Annotated in this window: 21 protein-coding genes; 11 read left to right on the top strand and 10 right to left on the bottom strand. The window is 72.2% G+C overall.

Translation table 11 applies throughout. The features are described from left to right. Positions 1 to 75: 75 nt before the first annotated feature. A complete protein-coding gene (locus tag ACY34I_RS21025; protein ID WP_462756692.1) occupies positions 76 to 573 on the top strand; it encodes a SigE family RNA polymerase sigma factor in 498 nt (165 codons plus the stop codon). Continuing rightward, on the top strand, positions 570 to 1685 hold the full coding sequence (locus ACY34I_RS21020; protein WP_462756691.1) for a hypothetical protein: 1116 nt from the start codon (positions 570 to 572) through the stop codon (positions 1683 to 1685). The genes ACY34I_RS21025 and ACY34I_RS21020 overlap by 4 nt, the downstream gene beginning before the upstream one ends. Positions 1686 to 1839: 154 nt before the next feature. On the opposite strand, the gene ACY34I_RS21015 is transcribed toward ACY34I_RS21020, so the two are convergent. Further along, positions 1840 to 2550 carry a hypothetical protein gene (locus ACY34I_RS21015; RefSeq protein WP_462756690.1) on the bottom strand — a complete coding sequence of 237 codons (711 nt, stop codon included), beginning with the start codon at positions 2548 to 2550 and terminating at the stop codon, positions 1840 to 1842. An 88-nt stretch (positions 2551 to 2638) separates the two neighbouring features. Then, positions 2639 to 4486, bottom strand: a complete 1848-nt coding sequence (gene ilvD / locus ACY34I_RS21010; RefSeq protein ID WP_462756689.1) for a dihydroxy-acid dehydratase — start codon at positions 4484 to 4486, stop codon at positions 2639 to 2641. A gap of 110 nt (positions 4487 to 4596) precedes the next feature. Between ilvD and ACY34I_RS21005 the strand changes: the two genes are divergently transcribed. The 5 genes from ACY34I_RS21005 (at position 4597) to serA (ending at position 12592) form a co-directional block, all read left to right on the top strand. Continuing rightward, a complete protein-coding gene (locus tag ACY34I_RS21005; RefSeq protein WP_462756688.1) occupies positions 4597 to 7047 on the top strand; it encodes a putative bifunctional diguanylate cyclase/phosphodiesterase in 2451 nt (816 codons plus the stop codon). A gap of 181 nt (positions 7048 to 7228) precedes the next feature. Further along, positions 7229 to 9106 (top strand): acetolactate synthase large subunit, encoded by a 1878-nt coding sequence (locus ACY34I_RS21000; protein WP_462756687.1) that lies wholly within the window; start codon positions 7229 to 7231, stop codon positions 9104 to 9106. 2 nt (positions 9107 to 9108) lie between these two features. After that, a complete protein-coding gene (ilvN, locus tag ACY34I_RS20995; protein WP_073832451.1) occupies positions 9109 to 9624 on the top strand; it encodes an acetolactate synthase small subunit in 516 nt (171 codons plus the stop codon). 95 nt (positions 9625 to 9719) lie between these two features. After that, positions 9720 to 10733: a ketol-acid reductoisomerase gene (ilvC, locus tag ACY34I_RS20990; protein WP_462756686.1), complete on the top strand. Its 1014-nt coding sequence runs from the start codon at positions 9720 to 9722 to the stop codon at positions 10731 to 10733. A 260-nt stretch (positions 10734 to 10993) separates the two neighbouring features. Next, entirely contained in the window at positions 10994 to 12592 is a 1599-nt protein-coding gene (serA, locus tag ACY34I_RS20985; RefSeq protein WP_148797874.1) for a phosphoglycerate dehydrogenase, read from the top strand. A 63-nt stretch (positions 12593 to 12655) separates the two neighbouring features. Here serA and ACY34I_RS20980 read toward each other — a convergent pair whose 3' ends face one another. Then, the gene (locus ACY34I_RS20980; protein WP_187413541.1) at positions 12656 to 13012 is read right to left on the bottom strand and encodes a hypothetical protein; all 357 of its coding nucleotides are present in this window, start codon (positions 13010 to 13012) and stop codon (positions 12656 to 12658) included. Between the two features lie 341 nt (positions 13013 to 13353). Continuing rightward, positions 13354 to 14229, bottom strand: a complete 876-nt coding sequence (locus tag ACY34I_RS20975) for an FAD:protein FMN transferase (RefSeq protein WP_148797872.1) — start codon at positions 14227 to 14229, stop codon at positions 13354 to 13356. 223 nt (positions 14230 to 14452) lie between these two features. Between ACY34I_RS20975 and ACY34I_RS20970 the strand changes: the two genes are divergently transcribed. Beyond that, positions 14453 to 15487, top strand: a complete 1035-nt coding sequence (locus ACY34I_RS20970) for a 3-isopropylmalate dehydrogenase (RefSeq protein ID WP_148797871.1) — start codon at positions 14453 to 14455, stop codon at positions 15485 to 15487. A gap of 202 nt (positions 15488 to 15689) precedes the next feature. Next, complete coding sequence (locus tag ACY34I_RS20965) at positions 15690 to 16787, top strand: branched-chain amino acid aminotransferase (RefSeq protein WP_462756685.1); 1098 nt, start codon at positions 15690 to 15692, stop codon at positions 16785 to 16787. 111 nt (positions 16788 to 16898) lie between these two features. Here the strand turns inward: ACY34I_RS20965 and ACY34I_RS20960 are convergent, their stop codons facing one another. The 5 genes from ACY34I_RS20960 to ACY34I_RS20940 form a co-directional block, all read right to left on the bottom strand. Beyond that, positions 16899 to 17681: a tyrosine-protein phosphatase gene (locus ACY34I_RS20960; protein WP_462756706.1), complete on the bottom strand. Its 783-nt coding sequence runs from the start codon at positions 17679 to 17681 to the stop codon at positions 16899 to 16901. A 64-nt stretch (positions 17682 to 17745) separates the two neighbouring features. Beyond that, positions 17746 to 20187, bottom strand: a complete 2442-nt coding sequence (locus tag ACY34I_RS20955) for an NHL repeat-containing protein (RefSeq protein ID WP_462756684.1) — start codon at positions 20185 to 20187, stop codon at positions 17746 to 17748. Between the two features lie 240 nt (positions 20188 to 20427). Beyond that, entirely contained in the window at positions 20428 to 20886 is a 459-nt protein-coding gene (locus ACY34I_RS20950; protein WP_462756682.1) for a PRC-barrel domain-containing protein, read from the bottom strand. 88 nt (positions 20887 to 20974) lie between these two features. Then, on the bottom strand, positions 20975 to 21505 hold the full coding sequence (locus tag ACY34I_RS20945; protein WP_462756681.1) for a carboxymuconolactone decarboxylase family protein: 531 nt from the start codon (positions 21503 to 21505) through the stop codon (positions 20975 to 20977). A gap of 2 nt (positions 21506 to 21507) precedes the next feature. Beyond that, entirely contained in the window at positions 21508 to 22068 is a 561-nt protein-coding gene (locus ACY34I_RS20940) for a peroxiredoxin (RefSeq protein ID WP_462756680.1), read from the bottom strand. Positions 22069 to 22429: 361 nt separating this feature from the next. Between ACY34I_RS20940 and cimA the strand changes: the two genes are divergently transcribed. Then, the gene (gene cimA, locus ACY34I_RS20935; RefSeq protein ID WP_148797864.1) at positions 22430 to 24010 is read left to right on the top strand and encodes a citramalate synthase; all 1581 of its coding nucleotides are present in this window, start codon (positions 22430 to 22432) and stop codon (positions 24008 to 24010) included. A gap of 42 nt (positions 24011 to 24052) precedes the next feature. Here cimA and ACY34I_RS20930 read toward each other — a convergent pair whose 3' ends face one another. Beyond that, entirely contained in the window at positions 24053 to 25042 is a 990-nt protein-coding gene (locus tag ACY34I_RS20930) for an endonuclease/exonuclease/phosphatase family protein (RefSeq protein WP_462756678.1), read from the bottom strand. Between the two features lie 357 nt (positions 25043 to 25399). Here ACY34I_RS20930 and ACY34I_RS20925 point away from each other — a divergent pair, with 357 nt between their 5' ends. Next, positions 25400 to 25933, top strand: a complete 534-nt coding sequence (locus tag ACY34I_RS20925) for a hypothetical protein (protein ID WP_462756677.1) — start codon at positions 25400 to 25402, stop codon at positions 25931 to 25933. Positions 25934 to 25980 lie beyond the last annotated feature (47 nt).

The following is a 25980-nucleotide window of genomic DNA, read 5'->3' as shown; positions in this document are numbered from 1 at the left end:
GAAACCGGCGCGGCGGGGGCAACCTTCTGGATCGACCCTCGGGTAGTAACCGGCGACCACTAAGAAGGAGAGCCGGTGGCACCCAGCGACACGTTCGCGGAGTTCGTGACGGCCCGATCAGCTCGGCTTCTGCGTACCGCCTATCTGCTCACGCATGACTGGGCGCACGCGGAGGACCTGCTGCAAACGGCGCTGGTACGCGCGTGGGGCGCCTGGGGGCGGATCGACGCCGACCCGGAGCCGTACGTACGAAGAATCCTGGTCAACGTCTACGCCTCCTGGTGGCGGCGCAGGTGGCGCCAGGTCGAGCAGCCGACGTCGCAGCTTCCGGAGCGACCGACGGCCGACGAACTGTCGCACGTGGACCAGCGGGACCAGGTGTGGCAGGCGATCGGGAAGCTGCCCCGCCGCCAGCGGACGGTGCTGGTGCTGCGCTACTTCGAGGACATGACGGAGGCGCAGATCGCGGACGCGATGGGCATCTCGGTGGGCACCGTCAAGAGCCAGGCCACGAAGGCACTGGCCAAGCTGCGACTGGACGAGTCGCTGACGTTGGAGGCAGCGCACCGATGATCGACCTCAGGGAACTCATGGATGAGCGCTCGGCCCACGCCGCACCCACGGGGGAGCGGCTGGCGGAGGTCCGGCGGAGGATCGCCGTCCGTCGCCGCAGGCAGGCCGCGGCCGGGGGAGCGGGCGCCATGGCGTTGATCGCGGCCCTGGCGACCTACGTCGCCGTTCCCGGCGGCGAGTCGACCCAGCCCTCGAACGTCGCCGCAGGATCGACCGCCCCGTCGGCCAGCCTGCCGGCCAGCACCCCGGCCGAGCCGAAGCCGGTGGCGGGCCGCAAGGTCGGACCCTTTGCCGAGTACGCCCGCGGCTACCGGGTCGTCGCCTTCGGCAAGGCGCCCGTGAGCTCGAAGAAGGTGCAGTTCACCTGGACCGTCAACGCGGCGGACGTGGCGTTCCTGACCTACTGCCCCGGCCTGCCGGCGGGCACGTCGCTCGCCCTGGACTTGGCGATCGACGGCAGCGACGCCGGCTACACCACCGGCTGCAACTCGGAGCTGCACAACGACCCCTCACCCTACGGCCCGCGCCGTGGTCACGGCTCGCCGTCGGGCGCGACGGCGCCGCCGGGAGCGAGCGCCGGCGACACGGTCACGGTGACCTACACGGTGAGCGGCGCGCAGCGCGACGGTCACCTGCCGACGATTCCCACCGAGGGCACCATGTACATCGCGGTGGCCGAGAAGGTGCCGTTCACGCAGTACCCCCTGCCGCCCCGCCCGGCCAAGCTGGCGCCGCCGAAACCCGACGGCATGGCCGACGAGCCCGGCACCAAGGTCCTGCGCAGCGACCCGGCTGATCCGAACAAGCCGGTCACCACCAGGCTGACCTGGCACCGGGGTTTCGACTTCACCGTGGTGCCCCAGACGCCCGGCATCTACCAGGTCTCGGTCAACGGTATGCCGGTGCTCGGCGGAGAGGTCTACGACTACTCCGGTAACGGCCCGAACGTCTCCTGCCAGGTGAAACGGACGGACAAGGGCAGCTGCCTGCCCCAACTCGAACCCGTCAAGGACGGTGACACCGTCACCGTCACCGTCACCGCCCAGCACGCCACCGGGCCGTGGCTGGCCGAGCTGCGCTCGGAGTTCCAGGACCCGTCAGCGCGGGGCTGACCCACGGTCGCCCGCTACCCGGATCCGGAGCTCCGTTCCCGGAGGCCGTCCCGTTCGGGGCGGCCTCCGTGGGCATTTTGGCCTGGGCCACCCGATCGCCAGGGCGCGAACAGCCAGGCGCGGGCACCACCAGAAAGCGGCGAACGTCAGTGGACTAGCTCGGCAGCGCGCCCAGGCCGGCGAGCAGCTCCCCCCGCTCGTCCTCGGTGAGCACCGCGTACGCGGGCGCGTCGCGGCGGTCGGTCTCGGCCTCGATCGCCTGCCGCTCGGGGCCGTCGGGCAGCGCCTTGATCTGCTCGGCGGTCAGCCCCGCGGCCCGCCACGCCGCCCGGTGCGCGTCGGCCCGATGGTGGCGCAGCGAGCCCAGCCGCGTGGTGAGCAGCAGCGCCGGCGACGCGTCGTCCGGCTCGTACGGCGGGGTCATGGCGCGGAACGCCGGCCCGCCGGTGGCCAGCCCGTGCGCCAGCACCCGGCCGACCAGCTCGGCCAGCCGGGGCACCGAGGCCAGGCCGGGCAGCATCGGCGGCCCGGAGGACCACAGCTCCTCGGCGGCCTCGGCGGTCGCCCGCTGCGCGTACAGCGCCAGCTCCCGGCCCAGCTCGGTGAGGTGCCAGGTGCCCTCGGCGTCCACCTTCAGCACACCCTGGGCCAGCTCGGCGTCCATGCTGCCGGAGGTGTAGACCAGCCCGTCGGCGAGGGCGTCGGCCGGCATCGGCCGGGCCAGCAACCCGGAGTAGAAGCTGTTCTCCGCGCCGAGGTCCGCGCCCCGCTCCGCGTAGAACGCCTCCATCCGGGCCCGGGCCGCCCAGCGGGCACCCACGTACACCCGGTCGATGACCGGCCGGATCCGTCGCGCGTAGCTCATGCTCGTCTCCACGACGCGCGACCCTACCGGGAAAGAGCATGCGGAAGGGGCCCCTACAACGCGACAGGCGTTGACAGGGGCCCTCCGTTCACTCCGGCACGCGGCGGTAGGCGCCGTCGCTGGCCGAGGTGGCCATCGAGGCGTACGCGCGCAGCGCTGCGGACACCGGCCGCTGCCGATCGGCCGGGGTGTACGGGCGGTCCCGCTTCTCCTCGGCGACCCGGCGGGCCTGGAGCACGTCGTCGGGCACGTTGAGCTGGATCGACCGGGCCGGGATGTCGATGACGATCTCGTCGCCCTCCCGCACCAGCGCGATCAGCCCACCGGAGGCCGCCTCGGGGGAGACGTGGCCGATGGACAGGCCGGAGGTGCCGCCGGAGAACCGCCCGTCGGTGAGCAGCGCGCAGGAGCGGCCCAGCCCGCGGCCCTTGAGGAACGAGGTGGGGTAGAGCATCTCCTGCATGCCCGGGCCGCCCTTGGGGCCCTCGTACCGGATCACCACCACGTCCCCGGCGGCGACCGACTTGTTGAGGATGCCCTCGACGGCGGCCTCCTGGCTCTCGAAGACCCGGGCCGGCCCGCGGAAGGTCAGGCACTCCTCGGGCACCCCGGCGGTCTTCACCACGCAGCCGTCCGGCGCCAGGTTGCCGTGCAGGATGGCCAGCCCGCCATCGGCGCTGTACGCGTGCTCCCGGTCCCGCACGCAGCCGCCGGCCGCGTCGGTGTCCAGCGACGACCAGCGGTTGGTGGTGGAGAACGGCTCGGTGGTGCGCACCCCGCCGGGGGCGGCGTGGAACAGCTCGATCGCCGCGGGGGTGGCCGAGCCGCCCCGCACGTCCCAGTCGGCCAGCCACTGCTCCAGGCTGGGGGAGTGCACCGCGTGCACGTCCCGGTGGAGCAGGCCGGCCCGGTCCAGCTCGCCGAGGATGGCCGGGATGCCGCCGGCCCGGTGCACGTCCTCCATGTGGTACTGCGGCGAGTTCGGTGCGACCTTCGCCAGGCAGGGCACCCGGCGGGAGATGGCGTCGATGTCGGCCACACTGAAGTCCAGCTCCGCCTCGCGGGCGGCGGCGAGCAGGTGCAGCACGGTGTTGGTCGAGCCGCCCATGGCCACGTCGAGCGCGACGGCGTTCTCGAAGGCGGCCCGGTTGGCGATCGACCGGGGCAGCACCGAGGCGTCGTCCTGGTCGTACCAGCGCTTGGCGATCTCCACCGCGGTGCGGCCGGCCTCGACGAACAGCGACCGGCGCGCGGCGTGGGTGGCCAGGGCCGACCCGTTGCCGGGCAGCGCCAGGCCGATCGCCTCGGTGAGGCAGTTCATCGAGTTGGCGGTGAACATGCCGGAGCAGGAGCCGCAGGTCGGGCAGGCCGACCGCTCGATCTCGCCGAGCTGGTCGTCGGTGACCGCCTCGTTCGAGGAGGCGATCATGGCGTCGATCAGGTCGATCTTGGAGTGGACGACGCCCTCGATCGCCACCGTCTTGCCGGCCTCCATCGGGCCGCCGGAGACGAAGACGGTCGGGATGTTGAGCCGCAGCGCGGCCAGCAGCATGCCCGGCGTGATCTTGTCGCAGTTGGAGATGCACACCAGGACATCCGCACAGTGCGCGTTGACCATGTACTCCACCGCGTCGGCGATCAACTCGCGGCTGGGCAGCGAGTAGAGCATGCCGCCGTGGCCCATGGCGATGCCGTCGTCCACGGCGATGGTGTTGAACTCCCGGCCCACCCCGCCGGCCTCGGCCACCGCGTCGGCGACCAGGCCGCCGAGGTCCTTGAGGTGTACGTGACCGGGGACGAACTGGGTGAAACTGTTGGCGATGGCGACGATCGGCTTGCCGAAGTCGTCGTCGGTCATCCCGGTGGCCCGCCACAGGGCCCGGGCGCCGGCCATCGTCCGACCGTGGGTGGAGGTCCTCGACCGCAGTTCAGGCATGACTACCAGTCTGACACCGCCGCCGCGGCACCCCCGGCCGCGCGCGCCGTGTCCCAACAGATGCACACCCGGTGCCCCACGGGGTGCTCACATCCGGCACAGTTGAGGTCGTGCAGTCGTCCCCGGGGATGGTCACCGTCGCGGCGCTCAGCGGGCTCGCCGCCGCCGCCGGCACCGCGCTGCTCGCCGGGTCGGCCCGCCGCCGGGTCGGGCCCCACCGGCAGGCCCACCTGCTGCTCGCCGCGGCCGCCGGCATCGCCCTGCTCACCCTCTTCGTCGGCGTGGCCGCCGCGCTGGTCGTCACCCCGCACTGGGCCCACGAGCAGGGGCAGCGCACCGGCTGGGCGACCCTGGTTTCGGTGGGCACCACGCTCAGCGCGCTCACCCTCGGCGCCGCGCTGCTCCGGCTGCCCGGTGCCGCCACCCGCGCCGCGACCGCCCGGCTGCTGCTCGACGGCCTGATCATGGCGACCGCGCTCTGGTTCGTCGGCTGGGTGCTGTTCAGCCCGCCGACCCGGCTGCTCGGCACGGCCACCCCGGTGGCCTGCGTACCCATCGTGCTCGCCACGGCCAGCGCGGCGCTCACCGCCGGGCTGACCCTCATCGTGGTGCTGCGGGCCGCGCCGCCGCGCGGCCGGCTCGCGCTGCTCGGCGCCGGGCTGGCCGGGATGACCGGCGGCGGGCTGGGCCTCTCCGCCGGGCTCTGCCAGGGCGGCCCGGTGATGGCGCACACCGGCGCCGCGGTGCTGGCCGCGGGCCTGCTGGCCATCGCCCTCGCCGTGCACCGGGTCGACCTGCCCGGGCAGGTGAACGTCGACCTGATCCGCCGAGACGGCGAGTACGCCTTCGTGCCGATGTTCGCGATGGCCGCCTCGGCCATGTACCACCTGGTCCAGGGCGGCGGGTTCGACGCGTTCGGCATCGTCGCCGGCAGCGTCGAGGGCTTCGCCCTGGTGACCCGGCAATATCTCGCCCTCAACGACGTGCGCAACTACGCCGGCCGGCTGGCCGAGCGGGAGGCCCACTTCCGTGAGCTGGCGCACACCGACCCGCTCACCGGCCTGGCCAACCGGCGCGGACTGCTGCGGGCGCTGCACCGCTGCACCGAGGCCCGGGTCCCCTGCGTGCTGCTCGGGCTGGACCTGGACGGCTTCAAGAACGTCAACGACATGCGCGGGCACGACGTCGGCGACGCCGTGCTGGCCGAGGTCGGCCGGCGGCTGCGCGGCAACCTGCGCCCGGGCGACCTGGCCGCCCGGCTCGGCGGCGACGAGTTCGCGGTGCTGATGCACGGCGCGAGCGACGCCGGGCCGGTCGCCGAACGGCTGCTCGGGGTGCTCGGCCGCCCGTACGAGGAGGCGGACGGGCCGGTCTTCCTGTCGGTCAGCATCGGCGTGGCCCGCGGCGGCGGGGAGACCGACGTCGAGCTGCTGCTGCGCAACGCCGACCTGGCGCTGCGCTACGCCAAGCAGCGGGGCAAGAACCGGGTCGAGCGCTACGACGCCACCTACGACCAGCTGCTGCGTCGGCGCACCATGCTGGAGCACGAGCTGCGCGGCGCGATCGAGCGCGACGAGCTGCGGCTGGCGTTCCAGCCGGTGGCCTCGCTGCCGTCGGTGCGTCCGGTGGGCGCCGAGGCGCTGCTCCGCTGGCACCACCCCGAGCTGGGCAACGTCCGCCCGGACGAGTTCATCCCGCTGGCCGAGGAGTGCGGGATGATCTCGAAGCTGGGCGCCTGGGTGCTGCACCAGGCCTGCTACCAGCTCTCCCGGTGGCTGGCCGACGGGCACGACGTGTGGGTCTCGGTCAACGTGTCGCCGCACGAGCTGCACGCCCCGGAGTACGTGGTCCAGGTCGCCGACGCGCTGCGCGCCCACCACGTACCGCCGCAGCGGCTGGTGCTGGAGGTCACCGAGCACGCGGTCGCCACCGACCTCGACGAACTGATCCGCCGGCTGGCCGCGCTGCGGCTCACCGGCGTACGGATCGCGCTGGACGACTTCGGCGCCGGCTACTCCTCGCTGGGCCAGCTGCGCCGGCTCCCGATCGACATCCTCAAGATCGACCACAGCCTGGTCGCCGAGCACGAGCCGGTCCGGCCGGTCGGCCGGGACGGCCCGGCGTTCGCCCCGATGGTGGACATCGTCATGCGCCTCGGGCACCAGCTCGGCATGGAGGTGATCGCCGAGGGCGTGACCAACCGCACGGAACTGGCCGCGGTGGTCGCCGCCGGCTGCCGGTTCGGGCAGGGCGCGCTCTTCGGCTGGGGGGTGCCGGCCGAGCACCTGGAGGCGATGCTGGAGGCGGCCACCTCGCCCGGCGCCCGACCCACCTCGGTGCCGCCGGCCACGCCGCCCGCGCCGGCCCGTCCCAACCCCTCCCCGCTGCTGCCCCGACTCCGGTCGGATCCACCCGCGTCGGTTCCCGCCCCGCGTCCCTCGAACGAGGGATCTGCGCAGGTCGCACCGGCTGCCGGGGGTGCGTCGAGGCCCGACACGCCGAGGTCCGTTAACCAAAATGTGGGATCAGTTGACTCATCGCGTGAGATGCGTCAGGCTTAGCCACATGTCGTCGAACTGGTCGCTGCGAGTACTTACCTGAGCGCACTCTCCCTGACCGAGAGTGCGCTGGCCCCGTGCATCTGCACGTGGGCCGTTTTTGTTGCCGTCGGACCATCAGCGGGACGCCCGCGTCCCATTCTGAGAAGCGCATCACCCACTCCAGCCGAAGGCTTGAACCGCCATGACGAGACCCACGCCCGAGACCCTCGCCCACTCCGTCCGGCGAGCCCGACCGGCCACCGAGCCGGCCGGTGACGCCGATCACGCCTCCACCCCCCGCAACGGCTCCGCCCCGGCCGTACGGCAGCCCGCCTCGGCGCAGGTCTCCGGCGCCGGATCGCTGGTGCGGTCGCTCGAGGCGCTCGGCGTCGACGTCGTCTTCGGCATTCCGGGCGGCGCCATCCTGCCGGCGTACGACCCGCTCTACGACTCCACGGTCCGGCACATTCTGGTCCGCCACGAGCAGGGCGCCGGGCACGCCGCCACCGGATACGCCCAGGCGACCGGCAAGGTCGGTGTCTGCATGGCGACCTCCGGCCCGGGCGCGACCAACCTGGTCACCCCGATCGCCGACGCGTACATGGACTCGGTGCCGATGGTGGCCATCACCGGCCAGGTCGCCCGGCCGGCGATCGGCACGGACGCCTTCCAGGAGGCGGACATCCAGGGCATCACGCTGCCGATCACCAAGCACAACTTCCTGGTGCAGACCGCCGACGAGATCCCGCAGGTGCTGGCCGAGGCGTTCCACCTGGCCGCGACCGGCCGGCCCGGCCCGGTCCTGGTGGACATCCCCAAGGACGTCCTCCAGGCCCCGACCACCTTCTCCTGGCCGCCCACCCTCGACCTGCCCGGCTACCGACCCACCCTGCACCCGCACGGCAAGCAGATCCGCGAGGCGGCCCGGCTGATGACCAGCGCCCGCCGCCCGGTGCTGTACGTCGGCGGCGGCGTGCTCAAGGCCGGCGCCACCGAGGGGCTGCGCCGGCTGGCCGAGCTGACCGGCATCCCGGTGGTCACCACCCTGATGGCGCTCGGCGCGTTCCCCGACTCGCACCGGCAGCACCTGGGCATGCCCGGCATGCACGGCACCGTCGCAGCGGTCTACGGCCTGCAGAAGGCCGACCTGATCGTGGCGCTCGGGGCCCGCTTCGACGACCGGGTGACCGGCCGGCTGGACTCGTTCGCGCCGGACGCCGCCGTGGTGCACGCCGACATCGACCCGGCCGAGATCGGCAAGAACCGGCACGCGGACGTGCCGATCGTCGGCGACGCCCGGCACGTGATCGACGAGCTGATCGCCGCGGTCACCACCGAGCAGGCGGGCCGGCCGGCGGCCGACCTCGGCGACTGGTGGCACCAGCTCGACGACCTGCGCCGGCGCTACCCGCTGGGATACGAGGAGCCGGGCGACGGGACGCTCTCCCCGCAGTACGTGATCAAGCGGCTGGGCGAGATCGCCGGCCCGGACACCGTCTACGTGGCAGGCGTCGGCCAGCACCAGATGTGGGCCAGCCAGTTCATCTCGTACGAGAAGCCGTACACCTGGCTCAACTCCGGCGGCGCCGGCACCATGGGATACGCCGTCCCGGCGGCGATGGGTGCCAAGGTCGGCAAGCCGGACACCACGGTCTGGGCGGTGGACGGCGACGGCTGCTTCCAGATGACCAACCAGGAGCTGGCCACCTGCGCGCTGGAGGGCATCCCGATCAAGGTGGCCGTGATCAACAACGGCAACCTGGGCATGGTCCGGCAGTGGCAGACCCTGTTCTACGGGGAGCGCTACTCCAACACTGAGCTGGGCACCCACAAGCACCGCATCCCGGACTTCGTCAAGCTCGCCGAGGCGCTCGGCTGCGTCGGCCTGCGCTGCGAGAGCGCCGCCGACGTGGACAAGGTCATCGAGGCGGCCATGGCGATCAACGACGCGCCGGTGGTCATCGACTTCGTGGTCGGCAAGGACGCCATGGTCTGGCCGATGGTCGCCGCCGGCACCAGCAACGACGAGATCATGTTCGCCCGGGGCGTCCGCCCCGCCTTCGACGAGGACGAGATGTAGTCATGACGATGCACACGCTGTCCGTCCTGGTGGAGAACAAGCCGGGTGTCCTGGCCCGGGTCTCCGGCCTGTTCTCCCGGCGCGGCTTCAACATCGACAGCCTCGCCGTGGGGGAGACCGAGAACCCGGACGTCTCCCGGATCACCATCGTGGTCAACGCCGAGTCGTCCCCGCTGGAGCAGGTGACCAAGCAGCTCAACAAGCTGGTCAACGTACTCAAGATCGTCGAGCTGGACCCGCAGGTCTCGGTGGCCCGGGAGCTGCTGCTGGTCAAGGTCCGCGCCGACCGCAACGCCCGTGGCCAGGTGCTCGAGACGGTGAACCTGTTCCGGGCGCGGGTGGTCGACGTCGCCCCGGACACGCTGACCATCGAGGCGACCGGCACCCCGGACAAGCTCGACGCGCTGCTGCGCGACCTCGAACCCTTCGGCATCAAGGAGATGGTGCAGTCCGGCACGGTGGCGATCGGGCGCGGCTCGCGCTCCATCACCGCCGGGCCCGCGCTGCGCGCCGCCTGACCACCATCCGGGCGGCGCGGAGTCCGCGCCGCCCGGACCCGCACCGCACAGATTCACGACGGGCCGCCGGGCACCGCCGTAGGAAAGGGAAGTCAATGAGCGTTGAGGTGTACTACGACGACGACGCCGACCTGGGTCTGATCCAGGGCCGCAAGGTCGCCGTGATCGGTTACGGCAGCCAGGGCCACGCCCACGCGCTGTCGCTGCGCGACTCCGGCGTCGACGTGGTGATCGGCCTGCCCGCCGGTTCGAAGAGCCGGCCCAAGGCCGAGGAGCAGGGCCTGCGCGTGCTCACGCCGGCCGAGGCGGCGGCCGAGGCCGACGTGATCATGATCCTGGCGCCGGACACCGCCCAGCGCGGCCTGTACGCCGAGTCCATCGCGCCCAACCTGGCCCCGGGCAAGGCGCTCTTCTTCGGCCACGGCTTCAACATCCGCTACGGCCTGATCAAGCCCCCGGCCGACGTGGACGTGGCGATGGTCGCCCCGAAGGGCCCGGGTCACCTGGTCCGCCGCCAGTACGTTGACGGCAAGGGCGTGCCCTGCCTGGTCGCCGTCGAGCAGGACGCCAGCGGCAACGCGTTCGGCCTGGCCCTGGCGTACGCCAAGGCGATCGGCGGCACCCGGGCCGGCGCGATCAAGACCACCTTCACCGAGGAGACGGAGACCGACCTGTTCGGCGAGCAGGCGGTGCTCTGCGGCGGCGCCGCGGCGCTGGTGCAGACCGGCTTCGAGGTGCTCACCGAGGCCGGGTACGCCCCCGAGGTGGCCTACTTCGAGTGCCTGCACGAGCTGAAGCTCATCGTTGACCTGATGTACGAGGGCGGCATCGCTCGGATGCGCTACAGCATCTCGGACACCGCCGAGTACGGCGACCTCTCCCGCGGCCCCCGGGTCATCGACTCCCGGGTCAAGGAGGAGATGCGCAAGATCCTCGGCGAGATCCAGTCCGGCGAGTTCGCCCGCGAGTGGGTGGCCGAGGACGAGGCCGGCCGGCCCAACTTCAGCAAGTGGCGGGCCGAGGGCGCGGCGCACCCGATCGAGGAGACCGGGCAGAAGCTGCGCGCCATGATGAGCTGGGTCGACCGGCCCATCACCGAGACCGCCTGACCCCGGGTCAGGCCGCTGAGAACGCGGCCCGGGGCCCGACGCTCTCCCCGGCGTCGGGCCCCGGGCCGCGCGCGCCTCGCGCACGACAAGCCTGTGTGAGGGCACTCACCCCGCACTCCGGAACATGCCGGCCGGGGTGCGTCCTACGATCGCTGATAGGTGCGTAGCCGGCACCGAACGGCCCTGGCACAGATCAGCACCGGGCGCAGCGCGGCGCCCGTCGCCCCAGGCCGACCGCATACGAGCGTCTACGAGGACCGATGAATCCTGTCGTACTGATCGCCGAAGAACTCGCCCCTGCCGCCATCGAGGTGCTCGCGCACGACTTCGACGTGCGCCACGTCGACGGCACCGACCGTCCGGCCCTGCTGTCCGCGCTCTCCGAGGCCGACGCGGTGATCGTACGCAGCGCCACCCAGATCGACGCCGAGGCGATCGCCGCCGCGCCGCGCCTGAAGGTGGTCGCCCGGGCCGGCGTCGGCCTGGACAACGTCGAGGTGCCGGCCGCCACCGCCCGGGGCGTCATGGTCGTCAACGCGCCCACCTCCAACATCGTCTCCGCCGCCGAGCAGGCCGTCGCGCTGCTGCTCGCGGTGGCGCGCAACACCGCCAGCGCCAGCGCCGCGCTCAAGGCCGGCGAGTGGAAGCGGTCCAAGTACACCGGTGTGGAGATCCAGGGCAAGACCGTCGGCGTGGTCGGCCTCGGCCGCATCGGCGTGCTCTTCGCGCAGCGTATCGCCGCCTTCGGCACCCGGCTGATCGCGTACGACCCGTACATCCAGCCGGCCCGCGCCGCGCAGCTCGGCGTCCGCCTGGTCGGGCTGGAGGAGCTGCTGCGGGAGAGCGACTTCATCTCGATCCACCTGCCGAAGACCCCGGAGACCGTGGGCCTGATCGGCGAGAAGGAGCTGGCGATCGTCAAGCCGGGCGTGCGGATCGTCAACGCCGCCCGGGGCGGCCTGGTCGACGAGCAGGCCCTGGCGGACGCGATCGCCGAGGGCCGGGTCGGCGGCGCCGGCATCGACGTGTACGCCAAGGAGCCCTGCACCTCCTCGCCGCTGTTCGCCTTCGACAACGTGGTGGCCACCCCGCACCTGGGCGCCTCCACCCACGAGGCGCAGGACAAGGCCGGCCTGGCCGTGGCCAAGAGCGTGAAGCTGGCGCTGCAGGGCGAGTTCGTGCCGGACGCGGTGAACGTGCAGGCCGGCGGCGTGGTCGCCGAGGACGTCCGCCCGCTGCTGCCGCTGGCCGAGAAGCTGGGCCGGGCCTTCACCGCGGTGGCCGGCGGGGTGGCCGCCAGCGTCACCGTCGAGGTGCGTGGCGAGATCGTCACCCACGACGTGTCGGTGCTCAAGCTCGCCGCCACCAAGGGGCTGTTTAGCTCGGTGGTGGAGGAGCAGGTCACCTACGTCAACGCGCCGCACCTGGCCGCCGAGCGCGGGGTCGAGGTGGCCCTGACCACGCAGGCCGAGACGAGCGACCACGCCAACCTGGTGACCGTACGCGGCGCGCTGCCGGACGGTCGGACGGTCAGCGTCTCGGGCACGGTGACCCAGGCCGGGGCCCGGGACGTCCTCAAGCTGACCGAGGTGGACGGTTTCGACGTCGAGATCGGCGCGGAGGGCATCCTGGTCTTCCTGCGCTACGTCGACCGGCCCGGCGTGGTTGGCACCGTCGGCACCCTGCTCGGCGAGGCCGGCGTCAACATCGCCGCCATGCAGGTCGCCCGCCGGGAGGCCGGCGGCGAGACGCTGATGACGCTCACCGTCGACCAGGCGCTCGGCGCGGACCTGCTCAGCTCGGCCGCCGACTCGATCGGCGCGGTCGCGGCGAGCGCGGCCGACCTGCGCGACGAGTAGTCCACACACGACGAACCGGGGGCTCGGCCGCACGGCCGGGCCCCTCGTCGTACCCAGGCGGGATCAGCGGGTGACGCGCGTGGGTGGTGGGTAGACCGTGCCGTCCTGGGCGTCGTAGAGCATCAGGTCGTGCTCGCCGGCCAGCCGCTCGATGTCGAGCAGCACCTGGTCCTCGCAGGTGGCGAAGAGGCTCATCGCCACGTGGTCGGCGGCCGCGTGCAGCGGGGCGACCTCCCAGGGCGTACCCGGGCGGGCCGGGCGGTCGGGATAGGCGGCCGTGATGGCCCGGTAGAAACCGACCACCCTCGGGTCGGGGTGACGCTCGCCGTGCCGCCCTTCGCGGCACCGCTGCACCGCGGCCCGTACGTCGTCGGGCGTGGCTCCGGCCGGCAGGGCCCACACGCTCAGATCGAAACTCACGGCGGACAGCGTGCCATCCCCGGCCCGCGCCGTCACGCCTGCCCCGCCGCAGGCCAGTGTGCGCGGGCCGACGCGACGGTCCGCTGTGGAGACTCTTGCGTCGAGTTACGTCGATTCGCTAGCGTACCGGTGCGGTCACTGGCTGAGTTGCGACTCCGGCCCGTCTTCGGGTGGCGCGGTCGGTCGTCCGGCCCAATCAGGTCCCGCACCCCTCGATTGCGCGAGCCACGCGCATTCATCGCTGACCGGCCCCCACGATCGTTGCCGAGACCGTGGGGGCCGATCGCGTACCGGGTCGTGGCGGCGAGGACGGGGGCGGCGGGTGCCGAAGGTTGCCGTGCTCAGCGCCGGCGGTGGGTGAAGAGCGCCCGGTAGTCCGAGCCGTTGCGGAACCAGGCCAGCCCGGCCGGGCCGGCGGCGTAGAGGGCGGTGGCGTAGGCGTCGGCCACCGCGAGGTCCGGTCCCACCACGGTGGCGGAGACGAACTGGTCGGCCGGCTCGCCGGTGTGCGGGTCCACCACGTGCCCCCGGCGCCCGGACACCCCGGAGGTGCCCACCGCGCCGGCCGTCATCTCCAGCGTCAGCGGCGCCTGGTGCGCGTCCGTGGGATGGTGCACGGCCACCCGCCACGGGCCGCCGTGCGCGGCGTGTCCGCGTACGGTGAGGTCGGCGCCGCAGAGCACGGCGTAGTCGTGGACGCCGGCGGCGCGCAGCCGGGCCGCGGCCCGCTCCACCGCCCAGCCGTTGAGCAGGCCGCCCGGGTCGAAGCCGCCCGGCACCGCCCAGGCGTCGAACCAGCCGTCGGTCGCCGCCCGCATCGCGGCGCAGCGGTTCACCAGGTCGGCCAGCGGGGGGTACGACTCGGGGCTGATCTCGTCCCGCCGCAGCTTCGACACCAGGCTGTCCGGCTGGTTCGGCCCGTACGTGAGGTCGACGGCGCGCAGTTCGGCGACCGCGTCCCGCAGCGCCTCGCCGACGCCCCGGCGGCCCAGCCACTCGGGCGCGTTCAACAGCAGGGAGTATTCGGCGGTGGAGGTGCGCACGGTGTGCGTGACGCTGATCCGGTCGACTGCGGTGCCGCCGGCCCGGTCCAGCCGGTGGCTGCGCGAGCCGAGGCGCAGGTCGGGGCGGCGGCTGCGGAAGGCGGACTGGTCGATCCACCGGGTCCGGGGCTGCTCGTCGGCCCACCGGGCCCGTCGCTGCTCGTCGATCCGCATCGCATCCGCTCCCTCCCTGACGACGCCGCAGCGTCGCGGCGAAGCCGGTCCCGGGCCCCGTCCGACCCGAACGTCTCCGACCCTAGGCAGCGGACATGACTGCACCATGAATGCCACCTGGGAGACTCCTGAGCATCCGGAAATCCCGAATGTTGGAAGGCGCGTACCGGAAACCGGGACGACCACGTACCGTTGCGGGGAACGACGAGATGAGGAGTGCGTGGTGGCACGGATCGCGGTGGTGGCCGGGGACGGGATCGGACCCGAGGTGGTCGGGCAGGCCCGCAAGGTCATCGACGCCGTGCTCCCCGGCGTGGTGGAGGCCACCGAGTACGACCTCGGCGCCGCCCGCTACCACCGTACCGGCGAGGTGCTGCCCGACTCGGTCCTCGACGAACTGGCCGGGCACGACGCGATCCTGCTCGGCGCGGTCGGCGACCCCACCGTGCCGCCGGGCGTGCTGGAGCGCGGCCTGCTGCTCAAGCTCCGCTTCGCCTTCGACCAGTACGTCAACCTGCGCCCCGCGCGGCTCTGGCCGGGCGTGCCCGGCCCGCTGGCCGCGGTCAAGCCCGGCGAGGTCGACCTGGTCGTGGTCCGCGAGGGGACCGAGGGCCTCTACGCCGGCGCCGGCGGTTCGCTGCACCGGGACACCCCGGCCGAGGTGGCCACCGAGGAGAGCCTCAACACCCGGCACGGCGTCGAGCGGGTGATCCGCGATGCCTTCGCCCGGGCCCGCCGCCGGGAGCGCCGCAAGGTCACCCTCGTGCACAAGACCAACGTGCTGACCCACGCCGGTTCGCTGTGGGCGCGCACCTTCGAGGCCGTCGCCGCCGAGCACCCCGACGTGGCCACCGAATACCAGCACGTCGACGCCGCCGCGATGTTCCTGGTGACCAACCCGCAGCGGTACGACGTGGTGGTCACCGACAACCTGTTCGGCGACATCCTCACCGACATCGCCGCCGCCGTGACCGGCGGCATCGGCCTGGCGGCCAGCGGCTGCATCAACCCCGAGGGGCGCTACCCGTCGATGTTCGAGCCGGTGCACGGCTCCGCGCCGGACATTGCCGGCCGCGGCGTCGCGGACCCGGTCGCCGCGGTGCTCTCCGCCGCGCTCCTGCTCGACCAGCTGGGGCACGCCGACGCCGCCGAGCGGGTCACCGCCGCGGTCGGCACCGAGCTGGCCAGCCGTACGCCGGGTGCGTCGCTGCGCACCGAGGAGGTCGGCGACCGGCTCGCCGGCTACGCCGTAGCCTGACCAGGGCCGTTACCGCGGCCCGGAGGCGGGCCGCCAGACCCGCACCCGGGCCCGCTCCGCCCGACCTCCCGGGTCGCCATCCGGTGCGCTCGATGTGTCGGGCCGGAGCTATCCGCTGAACGACCGTTCGGGGTAAGTTTCTGGCACCAACGACGTCGGCGTGCGATAGCGCATGCCGTGGACCCGCAGGGAGGTCAGCGCGATGAGTGGTGGTGACAAGCTCGATTTCGAGATCCGTCCGAATCTCGCGCCGGTATCCGCCGCCGACCGGGCCGCCCTGCTGGCGAACCCCGGGTTCGGCCGGGTGTTCACCGACCACATGGTGACCATCCGGTACGCCGACGGCAAGGGCTGGTACGACGCCCGGGTGGAGGCACGGGCGCCGATCCCGATGGATCCGGCCGCGGCCGTCCTGCACTACGCGCAGGAGATCTTCGAGGGGCTGAAGGCGTACCGGGGCGCGGACGGGGCGGTGACGATGTTCCGCCCGGACGCGAACGCCGTCCGCTTCGCGGACTCCGCCCGGCGGCTGGCGATGCCCGAGCTGTCGACGGAGACCTTCGTCGAGTCGCTGCGGCGGCTGGTCGAGATCGACCGGGAGTGGATCCCCGAGGACGAGGACAGCAGCCTCTACCTGCGGCCGTTCATGTTCGCCAGCGAGGTGTTCCTCGGCGTCCGCCCGGCCAACGAGTACCTCTACTGCGTGATCGCCTCGCCGGCCGGGGCGTACTTCGCGAGTGGGGTCAAGCCGGTCACCGTCTGGGTCTCCCCGGACTACACCCGGGCGGCACCCGGCGGCACCGGCGCGGCCAAGTGCGGCGGCAACTACGCCGCCTCGCTGGCCGCCCAGGCCGAGGCGATCGAGGCGGGCTGCGACCAGGTGGTCTTCCTGGACGCGGTGGAGCGGCGCTTCGTCGACGAACTCGGCGGCATGAACGTGTTCTTCGTCTACGACGACGACACCCTGGTCACCCCGCCGCTGACCGGCACCATCCTGCCGGGCATCACCCGGGACGCGATCCTCACCCTGGCCGCCGAGTCCGGGCACCGGGTCGAGGAGCGGCCGGTCAGCTTCGCCGACTGGCAGGCCGACGCGGCCAGCGGCCGGCTGCGTGAGGTCTTCGCCTGCGGCACCGCCGCGGTGATCACCCCGATCGGCGGGGTGCGCTTCCCCGACGGCGAGTTCCTCATCGGCGGTGGGGAGCCGGGTCGCTCCACGATGGCGCTGCGGCAGCGGCTGTCCGACATCCAGCGGGGCCGCGCCGAGGACCGGCACGGTTGGGTGCAGCGGGTGCTCTGACCGGCGCTGAATTGCCCGGACGGCCGGCACCGTCGAGGACGGCGCCGGCCGTCACCGGATGTGGTGAGTACGTGGCCCGGGTCGGCCGGCCCGGCAGGCAGCGCCGGCGCCTCAGTCGAGCAGGTGGTCGCGGAGCGTCGCCAACTGCCCGTCGGTCACGCCCGCGTGGCGTAGATAGCCCTCCACCGAGCCGTGCCCGGCCCGCAGCTCGGTGAGGAAGATGGTCATCGCCTCGGCGGGGGAGGCGAGGAACGGCCGCGGCAGCTCCACCTCCGCCGGGGTGGTGGCCGCGACCCAGGCGCTGAACCGCGCCGACGCCTCGGTGCTCAGCGCGTAGTCGGCGGCGATGTCCTCGTCGGCCACTCCGAGCACCGAGAGGGTGAGCGCGCAGACGATCCCGGTCCGGTCCTTGCCGGCGACACAGTGCACCACCACCGGCGCGTTGGCGCTGTCCGCGATCAGACCGACCGCCTCGGCCAGGCCGGCCGTGCCCGTCTCGGCCAGGGCCGCGTAGCGGTCGGCGAGCCAGCGCGGCAGGCTCTCCTGCGGGTCGTACCGGATGTCGGCCCAGCTCTGGTGCTCCGGGTGGATGTGCCGGTAGGTCAGCCCGTCGTACGCGGGCACCCGGCCGTCCCGGGCCACCTCCTCGGGGCGGCGCAGGTCGATGACGGTGCGGATGCCGAGGGCGGTGAACGCCGCCTGGTCGGTCTGGTCGATCCGGTGCAGCGAGTCGGAGCGGTAGAGCCGACCCCGGCGCACGGTCCGTTCGTCGTGGCCGGTCAGGCCACCGACGTCGCGGAAGTTGAACAGGGTGGAGAAGGGGTTTCTGGGGTTGACCTCAGTGACGTCCACCCCTGACACGGTAACGGGCGCGGCTGGCGCTGTGGATGGCATCTTGAGCGCCAGAATGATCGCCGAGCGGGTGCTCAAGGAGACCAATCCGCCGCACGACGCGAGGTCAGAGATTGGCGCACTGCCCCTGCGCGGGGCCGGCCACCGTGTTCGGCTGACCATCGTCCTGTGGTGCCGGGTCGTTGTCGAGGCAGCGCAGCGGGCCCTCGATCACGTTGCCCGCCAGCACGGACGGCCCCCGTCCATGCACAACCGTGACGGGCCCGGTCACCGAGGAGTTGATCAAGCTAAATTCGCCGCTGGTGCCATTGGCGGAGAGCGGACCGCTCACCGCGCTGTCCCGTACGGCCACCCGGGCGGCCTGCTCGGCCCGGATCGGTCCGTCGACCGCGCTGTCCTGGACCACCAGCGCGGCGCTGGCGCCCACCGAGACCTGTCCGGTCACGGTGGCGTCCCGCAGGCAGGTCGTGCCCGTCGTAACGTCGAGCTGCCCCGCGTACCCGCCGCTGATCACGCGGCTGCACACGGCGGGGAGCGCGAAGTTCCACCGGTACAGGCGGGACACCCTGCCGTAGTAGAGGTTGCCGTCCCCGCCCCTGGTGAGGAAGGCCACCCGGCCGCTGGCCAGCTCGACGACATCCCAGGTCGTCGGGTCGATCCGCCAGAGGCTGTCGGAGACCGACGCGTAGAAGAAGCCATCGTCGCCGGCGACCAGACCTCGCTCGTTGCCGTACATCGTCGGCTCTTTCGGAAAGAGCTGTTCGGACCTGGTCACCGTGCGGGTCGCCGGGTCGAAGGTGAACAGCGTGCCGTCGGACAGGCCCCAGATGAGGCCGGCCGCATCGACGACCAGAGCGTTCACCGCCGAGCCACCTGGCGCGGGAACCACGCGCTTGACCACCTGCCGGGTCCGCGGATCGAACACGAACAGTTCGGCCTCGATGGCGGTCGGCTCGATGCCGTACCCGCCGTTGATGGAGGTGCCGCCGTAGAGCAACCCGTCGTGCTCGACCAGGCTCACCACGCTCTGCTGCGGCACGACCTCCCGATACGTCTGTACGACACCGGTCGACGGCGTCCAGAAGCTCAGCGCGCCGCCGAGGCGACCCGCGCGGGGGATGCTGCCGACGGCCACTGTCTCACCCAGGTCCACGAAGGCCTGCGCCCGTTGCTGCTCGTCGCCGAGGACGGCCCTGGGAGCGGGGTTGGAGCCGTACGTCCACGGCCGGGTGGTGTCGAAGGACAGCAGGTTGCCGTCCGGGTAGCGGCCGTAGAGCAGGTGGTCGCCGCGGATCCCGAAGCCCTCCACCTGCCCCGCGCCGGCCAACAGGGACATGGCGTCGTGGGCCGGGTCGAAGCGTGCCATGCCGGGCGGAGAGAGAAATCCGCCGATGTACACCGATCCGTCCGGTCCGGTCCCGATGGCCTGGATCGGGTTGGGGGCGCCCTCCAGGTCCTGCTCGCCGATGTATCGAGTAGCCCGCGTCTGCGGGTTCCACAGATAGATGCGGCCGTAGTAGTAGGTCATCGACAGGGTCGGTCCGGGCCACGTCGGGTCGGCCAGGTCGATCCACTCCCAACTCCCCGGCAGCGCGTTCGGCTTCCAGCCGACCACGGCGTAGGTGTGCGTGTGGAGGTCGTACTGGACGACGCCCTCGGCCACCATCCGGAAGTAGACGTACCGCCCCGTCGGATCGGGCTCGGACACCATCCGGCCGGAGATCGCGGGGACGATGTTCACGACGGTGCCGTCGCTGAGCCGGTACACGAGAAGGTCGCTGGAGTGGTCCAGTCGGGCGAACAGGTAGCCCCCGGCGAGGGTCAGGTCGTAGACGGCTTCCTCGTCCGCGTACTGCGCGGGCAGCGTGATCGGCTGCACCGCCCCGGTGGCCCGATCGAAACGGGCGAGCTTCGCGTTCGGCTTGGTGCCGAAGTAGACGTAGCGGTCGTCCACCGCCAACGCCTGGCCGTAGGTTTCGCCCGGGATGATCTGACCATGGTCGGTGAACCGCTTGGTCGTCGGATCGTAGGAGAAGAGCTTTCCGCTCGGGTACGTCCCGCCGTAGATCACGCCGTCCGGCGCCGCGGCCATCCGCCATATCTGCTCGTCCGGAAACGGCACGCCGAGTGCGGTGACCGAGGTGTCTCCGGGTGACCAGGTGTAGACGGCGCCGTCGGTCATGCCGAAGTAGACGGCGCGCTGTGGCTTGGCGAAGGTGACCGCCCAGCTACCGGTACCGGAGGGCAGCCGTTCGCCGAAGACGACCTTCCCCGACCTGATGTCGGTGACCTGGAACATCGCCGTGACCTCGCTGTTGCCGGCGGTCACCCAGTAGGCCTGCGGCTGCCCCTGCTGGTCGACGCCCTGCGCCTGGTACTGCGAGAGCACCCGGGAGTTGATCGCGTGGCCGAGGTCCTGCTCCGCCCCGGTGATCGGTGCGGGAGTGGGCGGTGGAGCGGCGTGCACCGGGGCGGGGGCGATGAGCGTGCCGGCCAGCAGTGCCCAGGCGGTGAGTAAGGAGAGCGCCCCCGGTGTTGTCCGTTTCATTGGCTTCCTCACTGACCGAGAGGGGTGCGCACTTGCGGATGGGCCCGTAACCTGCCCCGAAGCCCGCGGGACCAATGCCTGGTGCATCGAGATGCGCCTCTAATCGGCGTAGCGTAACTTACGGTCCAGGCCGTTACCAGGCTCTGCGGAGGGCATCTGGTCGAGGTGGGGCTCCGATGGCCTCGGACATGGCAACGGCCGGTGGGGCGTTGCCCACCGGCCGTGCTGCAGGTGCCTCCGTTACCGGGCGGTGCCCGGCGGGATCGACGAGTAGGTGTCGTCGTAGTACCCGCCGAGCTTGTCCCGGTACGCCGGATCGGAGTCGGTGCTCTCGTCGTACTCGGGCGCGGCCTTGATCTGGTCCTTGCTCCGGTCGACGTAGACCTTCCGCTCGTCGTGGTCGACGTGGTTGATGGTGCCGGCCGGCAGCATGACCTTCTTGCCGAAGATCCACGGCCCGGTGTCGACCACCAGGTAGCTGGAGTTCACCTCGTGGCTGGCCCGGTCCACCTTGCCGATCCCGCCGTCCATCGCCGCCACCTTGTAGCCGACCAGGTCGATGCCGGTCACCCCGGCCTCGTCCCGGTAGCTCCACGGATCGAAGCGTCCCGCGGGCGTGCCGCCCGCGAAGGCGCCCTCACCACCGTAGGTGAGCGGGTCCGGCGTCCCGTGGGTCGTTCGAGGGTCGAGCCGCTCCATGGCGTTCACTCCCTTTCTCGACTTTCTCGGGGGATGTGCCCTGTCGGACCCTTCGTACCCGGTTGTGGAGACCGCTACACCGATCCGCTCAGGCCAGGGCGGCCTCCGCGTCCAGGGTCACCGCGGCGGCGTGCACGACGGCCGCGATGCGCAGCCCCTCGTGCACCTGATCGCGGCTGAACCCGGCGGCACGCAGGGTCTTCTCGTGCGACTCCAGGCAGACCCCGCAGCCCGTGATCGCCGACACGGCGAGACACCAGAGCTCGAAGTCGGCCTTCTCCACGCCGGGTCGGGCGATGATCTGCATCCGCAGCCGGGCCGGCAGCGACGCGTACTGCTCGTCGCCGATCAGGTGCTTGGCCCGGTAGTAGATGTTGTTCATCGCCATGATCGTGGCGGCGCCCTTGGCCGCCTCGATCGCCTCCGGTGTGAGGTGGCCGGCCGCCTCGGCGGCGATCTCCCTGAGCACCACCGGGTTACGGGCCGCCACCGCGCAGGCCAGGGCGGTGCCCCAGGCCTGCTCCGGCTTCAGCGTCGAGGTGGCGATGGTGGAGCCAAGGTTGAGCTTGATGTCCTTGGCGTACTCGGGCAGCGCCGCCTTGACCGCGTCCAGGCCCATCGTCAGGCCCCGGCGCCGGCGAGCAGCGCGTTGGCGTCCAGGGTGGCGCCGCCCTTGTTCCAGTTGCAGGGGCAGAGCTCGTCGGTCTGCAGCGCGTCCAGCACCCGCAGCACCTCGGAGACGTTCCGGCCGACCGAGCCGGCGGTCACCATGACGAACTGGATCTCGTTGTTCGGGTCGACGATGAAGGTGGCCCGCTGGGCGACGCCGTCCTCGCCGAGCACGCCGCAGGCGGTGGTCAGCTCGCGCTTGATGTCGCTGAGCATCGGGAAGGGCAGCTCACGCAGGTCCGGGTGGTCCTTGCGCCACGCGTAGTGGACGAACTCGTTGTCGACGGAGACGCCGAGGACCTGGGCGTCCCGGTCGGCGAACTCGCCGTTGAGGCGGCCGAACTCGGCGATCTCGGTGGGGCAGATGAAGGTGAAGTCCTTCGGCCAGAAGAAGACCACCCGCCACTTGCCCTCGTGGGACTTGTGGTCGATCGTCTCGAACGCCTTGTCGGCGTCCAGCGACACGCAGGCGGTGAGTTCGTACTCGGGGAAGCGGTCACCGACGGTGAGCACAGGTCCTCCTTGACAGCGGTTTGTCAGCGGCGCGAGGCCGGTAACTGGATCGGTTCCAGATTTTTCCGCAGCCTTGTTTCCCCATGTCGGCGGCCGGATTACTTGTGAAGTCGATCACGAGCGGCGCGTTGCGCGGCGGATCCGTCCCTCGATCGGGTAATACCACCCTCCGTGACCGTCCCGGCATGTGGATTGTCTCTCCCAAAAGCCGGGTCGGGGTGGCAGAGTACAGACCGTGACCAGCTCCGTTCTGATTATTGGCAACTAGCGCGCCGGCTTCCCTCTCGCCGAGCGCGCAGACCTCCCGCATCCGCGGGGGGTCTTTTTGTTGCTCCCCTCAAGGCTCGAGAAGAGGACTCCCATGACCTTCCAGGTGTACGACACGACGCTGCGCGACGGTGCGCAGCGCGAGGGGCTCAGCTACTCGGTGGTCGACAAGCTGGCGGTGGCCCGCCTGCTCGACGACCTCGGGGTCGGCTTCATCGAGGGCGGCTGGCCGGGCGCGGTGCCCAAGGACACCGAGTTCTTCCGGCGCGCCCGGACCGAGCTGGAGCTGAAGCACGCGATCCTGGTCGCGTTCGGGGCCACCCGGAAGGCCGGCGTGGCGGTCGACGCCGACCCGCAGGTGCGCGGACTGCTCGACGCGGAGACCCCGGCGGTGGCGCTGGTCGCCAAGGCGGACCTGCGGCACGTCGAGCGGGCCCTGCGCACCACCGCCGAGGAGAACCTGGCCATGGTCCGGGACACGGTCGCGCACCTGGTGCGGGAGGGCCGGCGGGTCTTCGTGGACGGCGAGCACTTCTTCGACGGCTACCGGTACGACCCGGCGTACACCGCGGCGGTGCTGGAGACGGCGCTCGCCGCGGGTGCCGAGCGGTTCGTGCTCTGCGACACCAACGGCGGGATGCTGCCGTCCCAGGTCACCGCCGCCATCGCCGACGTCACCGCGCGCACCGGCGTGGCACCGGAACTGCTCGGCATCCACTGCCAGAACGACACCGCCTGCGCGGTGGCCAACACCATCGCCGCGGTCGAGGCCGGCGTGCGGCACTTCCAGGGCACCGCCAACGGGTACGGCGAGCGCCCCGGCAACGCCGACCTCTTCGCGGTGGTCGCCAACCTCCAGCTCAAGCTCGGGCTGCCCGTCCTGCCGGACGGCTGCCTGGAACAGCTGGTGCGGGTCTCGCATGCCATCGCCGAGATCGCCAACATCGCCCCCGACACCCACCAGGCCTACGTCGGGGCCGCCGCCTTCGCCCACAAGGCCGGGCTGCACGCGAGCGCGATCAAGGTGGACCCGTTGCTCTACAACCACGTGGACCCGTCGGTGGTGGGCAACGACATGCGGATCCTGGTGACCGAGATGGCCGGCCGGGCCAGCATCGAGCTCAAGAGCCGTGAGCTGGGGCTGGACCTGGCCGGCCATCCGGAGGCGGTGTCCGCGGTCACCAAGCGGGTCAAGGAGCTGGAGGCCGGCGGCTGGTCGTTCGAGGCCGCGGACGCCTCGTTCGAGCTGCTGGTCCGCTCCGAGCTGCCCGGCCGGGCCGCGCCCCGGCCGTTCGCCCTGGAGTCGTACCGGGTGCTGGTCGAGCACCGCGAGGACGGCGCGGTGGTCTCCGAGGCCACCGTCAAGATCCGGGTACGCGGTGAGCGGGTGATCGCCACCGCCGAGGGGAACGGCCCGGTCAACGCCCTGGACGAGGCGCTGCGGGTGGCGCTGGCCCGGCACTACCCGGAGCTGCGCGACTTCGAGCTGGCCGACTACAAGGTCCGCATCCTGGAGGGCAGCCACGGCACCGGCGCGGTGACCCGGGTGCTGGTGGAGACCGCCGGCGCGGGCAGCGACTGGACCACCGTCGGCGTGCACCCCAACGTGGTCGAGGCGAGCTGGCACGCCCTCGTCGACGCGCTCACCTACGGCCTGGACCGGGCCCGGGTGTAAGGGCGGCCCGGTCGACGCCCACGGTTGACCGGGGATCCCTGCTCACGCCGCGGGCAGGCGCAGCTCGGCGAGGACGGCCCGGTGGTCGCTGCCGGGAACGGCGTGCACGGTCACCGCGTGGACCGCGATACGCCGGTCGACCAGCACGTGGTCGATGGTGACCGGCGGGATCGGGTCACCGTCGTAGGGGCCCCAGGTGCCGACGAGCCCGGCGCCGGCCGCGTCGGCGGCGTCGACGTACCCGGTGGCGATCAGCTCGCGCAGTGGCGCGTGGTCGAGGGTGGCGTTGAAGTCCCCGGCCAGGATGCTCAGCCGCCCGTCCGGCGTGGCGGGCGGCTGAGCTCGCAGGTCGGTCCACCAGTCGGGGAGTACGTCGACGGCGTACGGGGCGGCCGGATGCGCCGACTCCACCCGCACCGGCGGCGCGCCCGGCACCGCCAGCGTCCCGTACGCCTGGGTGAAGGAGAAGCCCTGGTTGCGCCGGAACCCGCCCTCGCTGAGCGGGAAGCGCGCGTACAGCCCGGAGCCGGTGGTGCCGACCTCGGGGTTGAGCTCCCGGTAGGGGAGCAGGTTGGCCAGCCCCAGACGGTCCAGCTCGGCCGCGATCCCCGGGGTGAACTCCTGCACGGCCAGCACGTCCACCCGGTGTGCGCGGACCAGCCCGACCAGGCGCGCCGGGTCGGCGCCGCCCACGAGCAGGTTGGCGGTGAGCAGGCGGAGCGTGGGACCGCCGACCTCGGGCTGCCCGGCCGCGACCGCGCGGGGCGCCACCAGGCCGACCAGCGCCAGCGCGATGACGGCCGCGAGCGCCGCTGGCCCGCGGCGCCGCAGCGCGAGCGCCAGCCCGAGCGGCACCAGGGACGCGGCGGCGACGTACGGCGTGAAGGCGACCGCCTGCACCAGCGGCCCGCGCTCCAGACCGGCCAGCCGGAGCACGGCCCAGGCGGCCACCGGCGCGACGGTGAGCCAGCAGGCGACTGTGGCGATCCGGCGGGTCCGGGCGGCCGGGGCCTGGTCCGTGGTCGTCGGCACGCCCGTCACCGTACCGTCCGGTGGCCCGTCGCGGTGTCCGCAACACCATTTCACGAATGGCCAATCCTTCACTTTTCACAATTTCCCGAGTTGCTGTTCGAGGTCCGAAACGCAAATCCACGCTATTGACCCTCGGCATTTTTCGGTGCTACCTTCCACCTGGTCGAGACGTCGCGACTCTCCGTAGTAAGTCCAGGTCAATCCGGGTGCAGAGGTTGGGTTGCCAACCTCGACGGTGCGTGAAAAAACGCGGGCTTCCCGATGGCCCGTGGTTCTGCGCCCGGCTCTCCTGCAGTTGTCATCCGGCCCGTGAATCACAGGTCGGCCCGTTCTTCACGGTCACAAAAGGGAGACCTGATGTTCTTCAGACGCAAGGCGGCGGTGGTAGCACTCGGCGTCCTGACCCTCACCCTGGCCGGCGGGGGCATCGCGGCCGCCGCCCACCCGGCGGCGAAGGCTCCGGCCGAGGCCGCCCAGCCCGGCGCCCGGCAGCCCGGTCAGCAGCCCCCGGTGACCGCCGCCGAGAGCCGGGCGGCGAAGGCCGCGCTGCGGGCCACCCTCGCCCCGCCCGCCGCCGGCACGGTCGCCTGGGCCGTCGTCGGCAGCAACGGCGCCCTGCTCCAGCACTCGGGCAACGTCATCGCCGCCACGAAGTTCGCCAGCAACCTGCCGGGCCAGTACGCCGGGCAGTACCAGGTGACGCTGGACTACAACGTCCGCCTCAAGGCGTACCACGCGACCATCGGCACCAACGACCCGGCCAACGTTCCGCCGGGCGGCGAGGTCTCGGTCGCGCCCCGGACCCTGATCGCCAACGCGATCTTCGTCCAGACCCGCAGTTCCTCCGGCGGCTTCGCGGACAAGCCGTTCCACATCGTCATCGCCAACTGACCCGCCCCGCCGTGCTGGCCCCCGCTCCGGCGGGGGCCAGTGCCGTT

The organism is Micromonospora sp. RTBAU3-60, assembly GCF_054963695.1.
This window is presented reverse-complemented; position numbering and strand designations above follow the sequence as displayed.